At 36.9% G+C, this 14,449-nt stretch carries 12 protein-coding genes, 1 rRNA gene and 2 riboswitches; all 13 genes read right to left on the reverse strand.

The window, feature by feature from the left end:
- Positions 1-69 (reverse strand): 16S ribosomal RNA (locus tag C9J29_RS22655); the annotation flags it as partial.
- Between the two features lie 511 nt (positions 70-580).
- Positions 581-1,882 (reverse strand): NCS2 family permease, encoded by a 1,302-nt coding sequence (locus C9J29_RS22660; protein ID WP_107922842.1) that lies wholly within the window; start codon positions 1,880-1,882, stop codon positions 581-583.
- A gap of 131 nt (positions 1,883-2,013) precedes the next feature.
- Positions 2,014-2,115: riboswitch (purine riboswitch) on the reverse strand.
- A gap of 227 nt (positions 2,116-2,342) precedes the next feature.
- Complete coding sequence (locus C9J29_RS22665; RefSeq protein WP_008173680.1) at positions 2,343-3,011, reverse strand: MOSC domain-containing protein; 669 nt, start codon at positions 3,009-3,011, stop codon at positions 2,343-2,345.
- A 640-nt stretch (positions 3,012-3,651) separates the two neighbouring features.
- Entirely contained in the window at positions 3,652-5,205 is a 1,554-nt protein-coding gene (gene guaA, locus C9J29_RS22675) for a glutamine-hydrolyzing GMP synthase (protein WP_089987294.1), read from the reverse strand.
- A 154-nt stretch (positions 5,206-5,359) separates the two neighbouring features.
- Positions 5,360-5,461, reverse strand: a riboswitch (purine riboswitch).
- A gap of 32 nt (positions 5,462-5,493) precedes the next feature.
- Positions 5,494-7,677 (reverse strand): transglutaminase TgpA family protein, encoded by a 2,184-nt coding sequence (locus tag C9J29_RS22680; RefSeq protein WP_107922843.1) that lies wholly within the window; start codon positions 7,675-7,677, stop codon positions 5,494-5,496.
- Positions 7,674-8,855: a DUF58 domain-containing protein gene (locus C9J29_RS22685; RefSeq protein WP_008173685.1), complete on the reverse strand. Its 1,182-nt coding sequence runs from the start codon at positions 8,853-8,855 to the stop codon at positions 7,674-7,676. The genes C9J29_RS22680 and C9J29_RS22685 overlap by 4 nt, the downstream gene beginning before the upstream one ends.
- Positions 8,852-9,796, reverse strand: coding sequence for an AAA family ATPase (locus tag C9J29_RS22690; protein WP_008173686.1), 945 nt, complete (start codon positions 9,794-9,796; stop codon positions 8,852-8,854). Before C9J29_RS22690 ends, C9J29_RS22685 begins: the two co-directional genes overlap by 4 nt.
- A 192-nt stretch (positions 9,797-9,988) precedes the next feature.
- The gene (locus tag C9J29_RS22695; RefSeq protein WP_089987292.1) at positions 9,989-10,669 is read right to left on the reverse strand and encodes an ABC transporter ATP-binding protein; all 681 of its coding nucleotides are present in this window, start codon (positions 10,667-10,669) and stop codon (positions 9,989-9,991) included.
- Positions 10,666-11,469, reverse strand: a complete 804-nt coding sequence (locus tag C9J29_RS22700) for an ABC transporter permease (RefSeq protein ID WP_237068910.1) — start codon at positions 11,467-11,469, stop codon at positions 10,666-10,668. The genes C9J29_RS22695 and C9J29_RS22700 overlap by 4 nt, the downstream gene beginning before the upstream one ends.
- Entirely contained in the window at positions 11,466-11,918 is a 453-nt protein-coding gene (locus C9J29_RS22705) for a nitrous oxide reductase accessory protein NosL (RefSeq protein ID WP_043989619.1), read from the reverse strand. Before C9J29_RS22705 ends, C9J29_RS22700 begins: the two co-directional genes overlap by 4 nt.
- A 2-nt stretch (positions 11,919-11,920) precedes the next feature.
- Positions 11,921-13,186: a NosD domain-containing protein gene (locus C9J29_RS22710; protein WP_237068911.1), complete on the reverse strand. Its 1,266-nt coding sequence runs from the start codon at positions 13,184-13,186 to the stop codon at positions 11,921-11,923.
- A 60-nt stretch (positions 13,187-13,246) separates the two neighbouring features.
- Complete coding sequence (locus tag C9J29_RS22715; RefSeq protein ID WP_107922844.1) at positions 13,247-13,888, reverse strand: putative periplasmic lipoprotein; 642 nt, start codon at positions 13,886-13,888, stop codon at positions 13,247-13,249.
- A 210-nt stretch (positions 13,889-14,098) separates the two neighbouring features.
- On the reverse strand, positions 14,099-14,419 hold the full coding sequence (locus tag C9J29_RS22720) for an NAD synthetase (RefSeq protein ID WP_089987290.1): 321 nt from the start codon (positions 14,417-14,419) through the stop codon (positions 14,099-14,101).
- Positions 14,420-14,449 lie beyond the last annotated feature (30 nt).

A 14,449-nucleotide genomic window follows, 5' to 3' on the forward strand; every position in this document is an offset into this window, starting at 1 on the left:
TCGCTCGACTTGCATGTATTAGGCACGCCGCCAGCGTTCGTCCTGAGCCAGGATCAAACTCTCCATAAAAGAAATTTGATTAGCTCAAATTGTTTTGCTGGCATCAATTTTGATGTCCAAAATTTTGCTTCGTTCACTAGCTAAGCTAGTTACTTAAAACTTTATTGATTACGTTTTGCTTGTTCAGTTTTCAAGGTTCATTTACTAGTTACTTTCAAGTAACTTTTTATAATTTAACATATTGTCAACTCGTTGTCAACTGTCTACGTTAATATTTTTCAAGTTGTTCGTTTGTTTCGTAACAACGTGTTTAAATATATCATCATAAAACAAAGTTTGCAAGTGTTTCATTAAAGTAAAACTATTCTTATTATTACAAAGTGAGTTTCTTCTATATAATGGTGAAAACAACTTTATATAATTCGTTATAGTTATGCTTTATTTTATATAGTAAAAGAGACGAATAGAATAACAATAAAAGTATTTAATTATTTACCGTTCCTATCCCAATAATAAAAAATCACCTCCATCGTTAGAACTTATCCTTAACAATGGAGGTGATTTTCAACATGTATTTAATTTATCGTACCCAAATGAAATACGCCAGGAAGACAAAGAATAAACCATACATCATAGGGTGAATTTCTTTTTTACGTCCCGCTAATAACATTGTGATCGGATAGAACACGAAGCCAATTGCAATACCCGTAGCAATGGAATAACCAAGAGGCATCATTAATACGGTAAAGAATGCTGGTACTGCAATCTCAAATTTATCCCAATCAATTAAACGTAATGATGATACCATCAGTACTCCTACAATAACTAGAGCAGGTGCTGTTACTGCTGGTGTTACTACTGCTAATAACGGAGAGAAGAATAATGCTACTAAGAAAAGTACTGCTGTTACTACTGCTGAGAACCCAGAGCGAGCTCCAGCTGCTACCCCTGAAGTTGATTCTACATAGGCAGTAGTCGTAGATGTACCAAATAAAGAACCAATTGTTGTTGCAAGTGCATCTGCCATTAATGCGCGACCTGCACGTGGTAATTTATTATCTTTTACTAAGCCAGCCTGTGTTGCCACAGCCATTAAAGTCCCTGCTGTATCGAAGAAATCTACAAACAAGAACGTTAATACAACTACTAAAAACTTCACGTTAAATAGTGATTCAATATCTCCAAGTGGTTGTAGTGCCACCATGAATGTAGAATCCACACTTGGAATAGCAGAAACAATTGCCGTTGGAGGTTCAATAATACCTGTCACCATACCAATAAACGCAGTAATAACCATCCCTAAGAAAATACCAACACTGCGTAATTTAATAATTAGAATAACAGATAAAACAATTCCGAATACCGCTAGTAATGTAGCACCAGTGAAAGTTCCTAAAGTTACTAATGTAGCTGGACTATCTACAATAATCCCTGCTCCTTGTAAACCTACGAAAGTAATAAACAATCCAATACCTGCCGAAACAGCATATTTAAGTTGAACTGGTATGGCATTAATAACGGTTTCACGAATACCTGTTAGAGATAAAATGATAAAGATAATCCCAGAGAAGAATACGCCAGTTAAACCTGTTTGCCATGGAATACCGTAAGCCCCGACTACAGTAAAGGCGAAGAATGCGTTTAATCCCATACCAGGAGCTAGTGAAATTGGGAATTTAGCGAAAATACCCATTATTAAAGAACCAACTGCTGCAGCTAATGCTGTTGCTACGAAAACAGCACCTTTATCCATCCCTGCATTTTCTAGTATACCTGGGTTAACAGCTAGAATATATGCCATCGCAAGGAAGGTTGTAATACCACCTATTATTTCTCGGCGGTAATTAGTTCCTAATTCATCAAACATGAAATATTTTTTCATTATAAAAAAATCCTCCGTATGGTCGTCCTCAATATCGAAAACAAAAAAGACACGCTGACTAATCTACTAGTCGCATGTCTACGATATATTTCATCCACATTAATGTGTGAAATAAATTAGGGTTTATACATACGTATATAAACCTCAATCGTAGTCAAGTTATTTACGGTAACTTGGTAGAAACTCACGGGCCCTATTCCCGACATTATACGACGACTTATTTAATTTACATTTGTAATATATCATTTCACTTTTTAGATTTCAACCCTATTTCCGAACAATTTTACAAAATAAAATACGAAAGTTCGTGTAATTTTCTTATTTAATGTTCATATTTTAATAAACTGCTACTAAAAAGTCTAAGTACTGAACAATTCACTGAACACTATAATATAAAAAAACCCTTAGAACTCACCCGAATTCTAAAGGATTTTAAGACAGATTCCCTTGCCTACAATTTTTAATTCATCACTTTACTTTGCAAGACCTGAATTCTTTTTTCTAACTTCTGTTTCCAATCTTCCGCCAATGCATCAACTTCTCGGATATGTTTCATCGCATCTGCATCTTTGTTTTTAAAATATACTTCGTTGCAATACAAAACAGAAACTTGGGCAGGATGCTTTTCTACTAATTCAATATTCGAGTTCGCATAAATTGTCCCCTCTTCTAGTACGCGCGCAAGGAAGCCCGTATAACCAGTTTCAATCATACGTTTGAGCAATGTGTTTGATTCGGTATATTTGTCGATCGTACTACAAGGAACACGCCCCTGTGTAATTTGAATGACAGCATCTCCTATTTTATAAATATCACCGATACAAATATCCTCTTCTAGCATATTTGTAACCGTAAGATTTTCACCGAAAGCAGCAGTTGGCAATGGTTTACCAAGTTCTTGTTCCCATTGTATGTAATGTTCCGCAGGATATAAACAAACTGCACGATCAGGTCCGCCATGATGTTTTTTATCAGCGACATCATCTCCGTCGAAGCCATGAGCTGACAAATAAACTTCTTGCATTTTTTGCTTTTCAATACCTGTCATCATCGAACGCCCTTTACTATCAATCAATTCTTTTGGCATCCCAACTGCTAATGTATGAATTATTGGTTTATTTTCCTCCATTTAAATCCCCCCCAATCTGATAATTCTAATACTTTTTGCATCCATTTAGTTTACTACATTCTCCAATAGTTTGCTGATTATTTCAATGTAAAGCTTGTAAGATGAGCACCCAACTCAAACTACCAACTATAGAATATTAGCCGTTGATGATGTTGAACCAGTATATTATTTATAAACAATTAAAGTCGATTAAACTCCATGAACTAAAGCATCAAAGCACCTAAATAAATGCTACAATGAAATAAAAAATGGATGATGATCTTTATCTAAACATTTTAAAAGTTCCTCTTTAAAGTGATCATTTTCAATCAGTTTCGGCGCATCTTCTACGCTAAAGAAACCGACCTCTAAACTTTCCTTACTTATTTTCAAACTCCCATTTATAGGCGTTCCTAGCCACCATATCATTATTTATAAGGATTAAACTGCCCCATTATTGCACAAAACTTAATCATTCTTATCTAAAATATAGAAAATACTGGATTATTTTCAATTAAAAAAGACCTCCCTTCACCCATGAATTACATGAATAAAGGAAAGTCTTTTGTGTTAAAAAATTGCACGTGGATAAGCAATTGCTCATTCAAACAACGGTGAAACCCTTTATAGAACTGGCTTCAACGGTTATTAGATATATGACCTATTCCCACTCAATCGTTGCTGGTGGCTTAGATGTAATATCATACACTACACGGTTAACGTGTTTTACTTCGTTTACTAGGCGGACAGAGATTTTTTCTAGTACATCCCATGGGATACGTGCCCAGTCAGAAGTCATACCGTCGATAGATGTTACCGCACGGATACCGATTGCGTAATCATACGTACGTGCATCGCCCATTACACCAACTGAACGGATATCAGGTAATACCGTGAAGTATTGCCAAATGTCACGATCAAGGCCAGCATTGGCGATCTCCTCACGTAAGATGAAGTCAGATTCGCGAACGATTTCTAATTTTTCTTCTGTTACTTCACCAAGTACACGGATACCTAATCCAGGACCTGGGAACGGTTGACGCCAAACGATTTTTTCATCTAGACCAAGTTCTAAGCCTAATGCTCGTACTTCGTCTTTGAATAAAGTTTTTAATGGTTCGATCAATTTGAATTGCATATCTTCTGGAAGTCCACCAACATTATGGTGAGATTTGATTGTTTGTGCAGTTGAAGTACCTGATTCAATAATATCTGTATAAAGAGTACCTTGTGCTAAGAAATCCATACCTTCAAGCTTTGATGCTTCTTCATCAAATACATAAATAAATTCATTTCCGATAATTTTACGTTTTTTCTCTGGATCTGATACACCTGCAAGTTTGTCCATGAAACGTTTACGAGCATCAATTTTAATAAGATTCATATCGAAATCTTCAGTAAATGTTTTCATTACTTGCTCAACTTCACCTTTACGGTTTAAGTTGTGGTCTACGAACATACAAGTTAATTGGTCACCGATTGCTTTGTGAATAAGAACCGCTACAACTGATGAGTCAACACCGCCTGAAAGCGCACATAATACTTTTTTATCGCCTACAATTTCACGAATTTTCGCGATTTCAAGTTCAATGAAGTTGGCCATTGACCAATCACCTTTTGCCTCACAAACATCGAATACGAATTGACGTAATAAATCATTACCATAAACAGAGTGACGTACCTCTGGGTGGAATTGAACAGCGTATAGTTTACGTTCTACATTTGCCATTGCTGCAATCGGACATGATGCGCTCGTTGCGATAACTTCAAATCCAGCAGGAACTTCTGTTACATGGTCACCATGGCTCATCCACACGATTTGCTCAGTTGGTAACTCACCAAATAATTTATTGGAAGTAGTTACTTTGATTTCAGCTTTACCATATTCACGAGTTTCAGCGCCTTCTACTTTACCACCATTTGTATGTGCCATTAATTGCATACCATAGCAAATACCTAGTATTGGTAGGCCTAATTCAAAAATGGCTGGATCCACATGGAAAGCATTTTCATCATAAACAGAGTTTGGACCACCTGAAAAAATAATACCGGCTGCGTTCATTTCTTTAATTTCTTCTGCAGTTATTGTATGTGGATGTAATTCACTGAATACACCAAACTCACGGATACGACGAGTAATTAATTGGTTAAATTGGCTACCGAAGTCAAGTACAACGATTTTTTCTTGCTCTTTTAATAAAGGGCTAGCTGTCAAAATTTCCACCTCTTCTACTATTTTTAAAGGATATTTCATTTGTTCAAAGAAAAACGCGAAGAAAGTAAAATCTTTCTACGCGTTCAAAAAGCTCATGTTGATTTACAAAGGCGAATGCGTAGCAAAGTAAAGTGATTTACTATACTTCTCACCTAGCGAATACATCCGCCTTCATAGAGAAATCATTTATGGTGATTTCGTAGAAACATCCGAACCTTATTATCGAACTTATATGAAAGCAATCCTTGCATTTAATTTTTTTCATTTTACTCTTTGTCTAAGTTAAAATCAACCGATAGTGCGATTGATTAAATATTCCCAACTTTCTTTCAGCTTTATGAAATTCACTTCTTGTTTATCCTTCCCATAAACACGTTGCTCATAAACAGCCGTTAGCTTTTGCATTTGATCTGTCTCTAATGATGCATCCACACGTTCTGCAAACATGTGCAACGTTTCCCCATCTCTCATACGCAATCCAATACGTGATAATTGCTTCAGAAGAATATGATAGGAGGAATCAAAGGTAGACCAATTGGCAGTCTTTTTACGATAGACTCGAACATGCATTTTTGGAAGCCAAGTTTTGCGCTGCAAGTATAAAGCAATCCCACTGATAATCAATAAAACGAAGACGATTATCCAAACATAAGCAAACTTTTTCAACCAAGTCCATAGCCTATCCAGGCTAAACATTGATTTACTTTGTTCTTTATTAGACACATGTTCCTGCTTTTGCGGTTGCTCAGGTTTTTGCTCTGGCTGTACTATTTCCTCCTGTTCGGATGTATCTAATGGTATATCATAATCAATGTTAACGTTGCCGCTAAAGCCTATTGTAGGCTCAAACTCCATCCAACCTGTACCAGGTATATATGCCTCTACCCATGAATGCGCGTTGTCATTGGTAATTCGATACTCTCTCAGACCATCTGACATGGGTCCTGCAGTACCAGGCGCAAACCCTTTGACCCAGCGAGCTGGAATGCCTATCGAACGCAAAAGGACTACCATTGAAGTTGAGAAATTATCACAATAACCTACTTTTGTATCAAACAAAAACTGATCAACGTAATCTTGATTTTCTGCCGGAATAGCCGCTTGTTTTTTATCATACCTAAAACCGTTCGTCCTAAAATAACCTTCCACTGCCTTAATTTGATCGTAAACCGTAGTTTTATCCTGTGTTATCGACAGCGCCAAATCTCTTACTCGTTGTGGTAATTGCGCTGGCAGCTGCATAAAGCGATCAAATGACGAATCTAACGTTTCAAGTGTGGCTGGGAATGATAATTGCAGCTGTTCCATACTATAGACAGGCTCACTATACGTTAAAGTATAGCCTGATAAAGATGTCGATGTATCATTCTGCTGCTCTATAGTCATCTTTTCCGTCTGCTCGTCCTGAATAAATAATGTGGAATCTTGAGCCGAAACAGATAACAAGCCGTATGTTTGGATTAAAAACGGCATCGAGGTCGCAATGTCCAGTTGAATTTGACGCTCGTTTTCAGGTGAGCCTACTTGTAAAGAGGTCATAATCGGCGCATTTGCCTCATATACATTTTTTCCGAAGTTCCCCTCTGACAAAATCCATCCCTTTGACGTATAAGTATCTTTCGTTTCAATACGCCAATAATGACGATCACGTGAAGACGCAGTAAAAATTAATGTACTATCTCCTTGGAAAGGTCCACCTAATTGACTATCATCTTGACTATAGCCGACTGATTTCATGCCTGTTCCATTTCCATCTTGTCCAGTAACACCTTGAATAAATGGCACAGGATCTGCCCATGTCGGCCCTGTCTTTGGTAAAAAGAAGGCGATAGTCCCGACAAGTAATACGGATACAAGCATCGGAATAACAATTTTCCATCTCCCAAACGTATTGCTCATTGTACCCACTTGAAGCCATAAACGTTTGACAAATAGGACACCTGTCATCATTAATCCTAATATAACCACTTTAACAATAGCTGTTTTCCCATTGTATTCACTAAACGTATCTAACGTAGCAATAAAGAATACTGTCATGGCAAAAAAGTAAAATATATTTTTCCGCACAGAGACCCAATGGTGGATTAAGTAAACAAGCATCCATATTAATACTAGAAATAGCACTGTTCTAAAGGCATCGGATACTAGACCAAAATCACCTGATATAATGGCGGCCATATTCCCTTTCCATTCTGTTAATAAGAAGGATATGGACTTTCCAGAAAGCACTGGGCTTTCGCTATAAATAAAGACAATGCACCAAGTAATATAACCAAACTTTACAATCCCTGATAATAAAGGATGCACTCGGAATAAACTTAGGGCTAGGGACAAGCCAATAAAAACTAGGAAGAGATGAAACCCTCCTGTATTAGTTAATTGCATAATTGGTATTAGCCATTCACGCAAAATAAAGAAGACTATAATATAGGCGACCGCTAACTCTAAAAATTCCCCTACTGTTTGTTTCACGGCTTCTTCACCTCCGTGAATACATGATAAAAATCTGTTGGATCTACATAAACAATTTGAATATGTTTATAACGCAATGTAACCTCAGACTGCACAGGTGGCTGTTTTGCCACGACAAAACAAATACAACTTTTCACTATATTCGCAAGAGTATGTAGGAATTCTTCTGATACTTCATTAGTCACATAAAGCAATGTCGCTACTTGCTTAAAGGCTTGCTGGTCATAAAATCGAAATTTTACATTCTCAGTAGATTTTATAGCTGCCAAATGATACATAACCTGATCTAACTGCTTTTCACCTTGTATAACAGGGAATACCTTTGTCACTTCTCCAGCAGAAATAAAGGAAATATCACCAAGTTCCTGCACGATCATCTTGAGCATAGATGCTACTAGCTCAATCTTATCCTCAAATAATGTTGATTTCTTGGCATCAAGCACTAACATTAGCTCAGAAGATTGTCTATCCTCAAATTCCTTAGATTGTAAGGTTTGGGTTTTCGCGAATGACTTCCAATGAATCCATGAAAAACGATCCCCAGGAACATATTCTCGTAACCCAACAGCCATAGTAGTATCCTTTACTATGGAATAAGGAGACATCATTGGCCCAACATCATATTTTGTTTGAAGTGCCGAATATTTCATTTCTCTGAGCCTTGGGTACACTAAAATAGTTTGTTCTTTCTCGGCCACAACCATTTTTTTTGCCCAACCGAAAAAATCATAGAAAGCGACCGTAACACCCAAATAACGGTGTTCGCCACGAGGCATATTTACTAATTCATAATGCCAGTTAAATTTTTTTCTAAAGCCAACAAATTTTATAGCAGTTGAACTTTCTAGCTTCGCCTGAACTAACCCCTCACTATCTACAAGTTCCTCCATCATCATATAAGCAAAAGGAAAACGTGTTTTTCTTTCGATTGAAATCATGACCTTCGCTGATTGACCACGTTCTACATGTGCTGGCTCAATTTTGCGCTCTACTACTAAGATACTTTCTCTAACAACAAAGAAAAATAAGGCATACACTAAAAATGGACTTACCGTAAAAAATACAAACCAACTAACAAATCCACCTTGGAACATCGCATAACAAAACGTTACAATCATTAAGAAAACTACTAATAGGAAATGTTTACTTTTCTCTAAAAAAGCTTTCCATTGCTTCATTGTTCTGCAAACCTTTTTGTTGGTACTGGTGTTTTAGCAATGATACGTTCAATAATTTCACTTGCCGTTACATTATCATAGCGAGCATCTGGCTTTAAAACTAGACGATGACTAAAGACAAAAGGGACAAGGTATTGGACATCATCAGGTGTTACATAGCTACGCCCTTTCATAAATGCGTAGGCTTGAGAAGCCTTCATTAAGGCTAATGTCGCCCTGGGACTTACACCTAAATAAACATAGCTGTTTTCTCTAGTTTGAGTAGCAAGCTCCACCATGTAATTTTTTACTGAATCTTCAACATACACTCCTTGAACGAGCTCTTGTAACTCAATCAATTGAGCTACCGACAATACTGCATCGATCTTTTCAATCGCTTTGCCATTTTCCGCGCGCCGTAAAATTTCCACTTCCTGCCCTCTACTAGGGTAGCCCATCTTTATTTTCAGTAAAAAACGATCAAGCTGTGCTTCAGGCAATGGATAGGTTCCTTCATGTTCTATCGGATTTTGTGTGGCCATTACAAAGAACGGCTGATTAATAGCAAGTGTTTTACCATCAATAGTAACAGAAGCTTCTTCCATTCCCTCCAGTAAAGCTGACTGCGTTTTGGGCGAGGTACGATTTATTTCATCGGCTAAAATAACATCCCCCATGATGGGTCCTGGACGAAATTCAAACTCCAATGTCTTCGGATTATAAATAGAGATCCCCACTACATCGGAAGGTAATAAATCCGGCGTAAATTGAATTCGTTTAAACTGCGCATCAAAGGATTTTGCTAATGAACGAACCATCATTGTCTTCCCAACACCAGGCACATCCTCTAACAATACGTGCCCCCTCGCTAATAAAGCAACAAGGCTTAGCTCAGCCACATCTCTCTTTCCAATCATCACTTTCTCTATATTTTCTAGCACATTTTGTATTTGAGAATTCATAAATTAAAAAACCTCCATTTCATCAAACAATTGTGTGAATTGCACGATAACTTATCATAAGCATATCGAAATTTGTCTAGTAAAACAATTATCAGAAACTTCTTCCCTTCGATAACACATACTAAACAAGGCTTGCTTGAACGTAGTCAAACAAGCCTTGTTTAGTATATAACGTCACTATTCATTAGAATGTTACAATTTTAATCTTTTTAACCATATTTCTTCCAAAGATGTAGAATTTTCTTGTGTGAAAATTTCAGTGATCCCACCAGAAATTATAATTTCCCCATCATGTAAAACTAATACATCATCTGCTATTTCTTCAGCAAAAGACAGCAAGTGAGTAGAGAATATGACCGTATTTCCTTTGTTCTTTTCCTCTAACATTACGTTTTTTAATTGCGCTATCCAAAATGGATCAAGACCATTTGTCGGTTCATCCAAGATCAGCAAAGATCCACTTCCAAGTAAGCATTGCGCAAGATTTAGTCGCTGAAGCATCCCTTTAGAAAATTGTTTAGCTGGTTGATTACGAACATCCCACAAGGAAACACGCTTCAATATGCACTCTTGTTCATTTTGATCTACTTGCTTTAAAGAGGCTAGTAGATCAAAAATTTCAGCTGCCGTTAGCATGGTTGGAAAATTTACGTCATCAGGCATATAACGAATGACATCTGGTTTATGCCATATCATTTCTCCGGACTTTCCCTTCTCTTGACCCGTTAGTAAACGGATCAACGTACTCTTTCCGGCACCATTACCCCCAACCAGCGCTAAAATTTTACCAGAATGTAATGTAAAGGTAGCTTCTTTTAAACCTCTACCATTTTCATAGACATTGGCTATATTTTTGGCTTCTAAAAGAATCATCGCTGTGTGACCTCCTTCGAAAACTTAGTAGCTAGCATAAGTGGTAGAAGGATCCAAAGAAGCGTCACCACCACATACAACACAAGACCTAAAGTTGACGAATAAAACCTCGTGACACCATAAAATGCTGGACCAAGCACACTAGCCTGATTGGTGAATATAAAATAACCAAAGCGTAGCCATTCTACGGGATTAATATGTATCGATATAATGGTAAGCTTTTGTAAAACATGACCCGCTACAACTGCACCTAGAGCCATTAACGCATAAGAAATGAGCAGTAAAAAAAAGGACCATACAACAAGTGATAAGGCTAGTGCAAATAATCTTGTTTTAGCCACTGCCCCCAGTACAATACCTAATGAGACAAATATAAAGATACATAATAACGTAAGGATCACTAAAATAATCGGTAACTGGACGCCGCCTAATAGACCACCTATTGCTAAGACAACGCCAAATGCCACAAGCACTACTAATAAAAAGGCAAGTGATATAGCCACATATTTCCCTATAATATATTGCCCAATTTTCATTGGATATGTTTTTAATAACGAAAACCAGCCAGATTCAATATCGCCGGCTATACTCATACTTCCAATGGTGATAATAAATAAAGGTAATAGAAACAATAACACATTTAAAAATGATGCCGTTTGACGTGTAAAGCCCTCCACATCAGGTAATGCCATTCGCTGAATGACAATAATGGCTACAAAAACAAAAGTAAAAAGAAAAGCTACTAGTTGCATCCAATGGCTTCTTAAAATTTGCTTCAACTCTATTTTCACAAACATCATTCATGAATCCCCCAATTAAACGTCAGCAAATCTTGATAGGCTAATAATTGCCCCTCTCCTTCATTGGTCATCCATTCCTGCGCCTCATCCTTCGTCGCAAATGCAAGTACTCCATAGTTCATCGGAGTCCAATAACCTGCATTGTACACATAGGTAGCTTTATAAACGTCAATCCATTCATTATTTGCTTTATTTTTAATATAGGCTGCGCCAATTTCATCCTCACCATTTAGCGCCAGATAATCCATCAAACACCCAATATCATCAAAAATCTTATAATCTCCATTTGTGAGCACAATTTGTCCAGCATATTCATGATGAACGATACTCATATTACAAATTTCACAAATATCTGTTTCACGGATAATATCACGTGGGTTATACGTCTTTTCGCCGCAACCACCCAATATTGTACTGCATATAACTAGAATGGCTATCCACCTCGTCATACTTACACCCCTCTTTTCCACAGCCAAAATCCACTCATAGATACAACTAAACCAAAAATAAATTGTAAGATGTTGATCGAAAACGACTTCTCTTTCGTATGGCTGATTAATCTTGGTTCGTTATCTACAAGCAAATTTTGTTCTGTTTTATTCACTTCCTGATCAAGTGATGTCAGAATCATAACACTCGGTGATGCCACAAAAAATTGATAAACCGGTTGTCTCACCATCCATTGACCAAAGCTTGACACAGCCACGTAGGGAACATCTCCGAAACCATCTCCCGCAACATCTAACCCTCGGTAATCATCATAAAAATTACGAACTAATCGCAAGCCTTGTTGGTCCGATCTTGCCGTTAATATATTTCCAGTAAACTGATTATCATTGATGATAGAGTGATTATCTACCTTTGTTCCTTCTAAGGCAGTCTGATTCATCTGAAACCCATTTTCTTGTATTTGTATGACTGAACATTTTTGCATTGCTACACCTACCCGATTATTTCGAATGCTATTTTTTCTTACCTTCGCCTGTTGTGTGTCATACATTAAAAGGCCATAGCTATTGAAATCATTATGGTTACTAAATGTATTGCTCGCTATTTCTAAGTCCGTAGTCATCATTACCATAAGACCTGTCACATTATGTAAATATGAATTAAAAAGCACCTTCACATCACTTGAATACATAAAATGCGTTCCATAACGACTGTTTGTCACTTCGTTTTGTCGCACATTGATATGTCTCACGTCTTCTACATATATCCCATCTTGCACAAGATCAATTGCATTATGTTCAATAGCAATGTCCTCACTTTTAAACACAGCAATCCCATTGCCTTTTTCAGCATAATGTAACTGTTTACCAACAATCTTATTTTCTAATAATTGAATATGCTTAGAACGTTGAATATGGATACCCACTTGTACATCCTTTATTTCAATAGCTTTCACTTTTAAATTCTCCACTTCATTAACAACAATCCCTTTGTTTTTGGCAGAAATCATTATATCTTCGATAGAGACATTAGCCGTATGGTCTATTTTTAATGCAGGTTTAGTATTTTGAGAATAAAGTTCAACCCCTTTTTCTCCTTGGAGTGTAATCGATTTCTTTACGGTAAAATTTCCTTGGTAACGACCGGCAGGAATATGAACAATCTCTCCAGGTCTCGCTTGATCAATAGCAAATTGAAGATCAAACTCTGCATTTGCTGTTTGACATGTCCATAGAAAAAACAATATGAACCAACCTATTCGTTTCATTACTGTCCCTCCTTATTCAGCATGAAAAGACTAGAGGAAAGTTCCCCCTAGTCTAAGCTTTTAATGACCATGTCCCTCTTGCCCATGATTCATATCACTTGAATGCATAGAACTAGAATCTCCATTCTCTCCCTCAGCCTTTTTTTCCATCATTTTCTTACGTCGTTCCAATGCGTCATCTTTAATTTTTTGTAGTTTCTCCATATAAGCATTCGAATTTTCTTGGATGTATGTATCTGCTTCCGCTTTGTTCACGAAGTAAATATAGCCCCAGTTCATCGGAGATTTCAGCTCTGTTTTCACAATTGTTACATCTTCGACCTTCGCCCACTCCTTCGTCACAAAATCACGGACAAATTTTGCATTGTTCTCTTCATTAGCAACCTCTGCATTTAACAAACAGCCAATATCGTCATAAAAAGCAATAGTCCCATCTTCTTTTATCGCTTGCGCTGAAAATACGCCCATTTCATGATCCTTCATGTAAACCTTCATATTACACATTTCACAAACTGTATCCTCCTTCGGCTCTTGTAACCGCGAATCTACAAGTGAAGCAACTTGTACAGAATCATCCATTACCTTCGTTTCTATTTCAGTAGCGCCTTGCTCTGATTCCTTCTCCTTTACCTGAGGTTTTTCGCTAGTACATGCTGCTAGTACAAATAATACTATTAATGCTGGTAACCATAATTTTTTCACAACTATTCCCTCCAAATTTAGTTTTCTGTTGCCATATTCAACAATACAGATTAGTTGTGAAATTAGTAAAAAATCGCGGTGAAGAATTGGAAAAATTATCTTGAACATTCAATGAACATCTTCATTTCAAATAATTTGAATTTAGCACTTCTTTTTCATTCAAATACACAAAAAAACTCCCCACATGTTTGGCTGTGGAGAGTCTGGTCTTTATATGGAAGAACGGTAACTATTAAGTCGCTTCTTTTGTCTGCTTAAACGACTAAGCTTTAACGCAGTTTCATTTAATTCATGACGTATTTGCAAATCATTCGTACTATCCATATGGATAGGCACTGTATGTTGATGCTGTTTCTGCTGATTTGGCGCATTTATTGAACTGCGCTTCTTCTCTTTATTTCTTTGCAAACTATTTTTAAATAGATTTTGTGGATTTTGCCCAAAATTATGGCTAATATCACCTGCATGTAAATATTGATTTTCCTGACGAAAAACACTACTTGTCGTTGCATTTACTCTAGAAGTCCTCATATTTAGTTACCCTCCCTTACATTTTATAAT

It is taken from the genome of Lysinibacillus fusiformis (assembly GCF_003049525.1).
In the GTDB taxonomy this organism is placed as follows: domain Bacteria; phylum Bacillota; class Bacilli; order Bacillales_A; family Planococcaceae; genus Lysinibacillus; species Lysinibacillus fusiformis.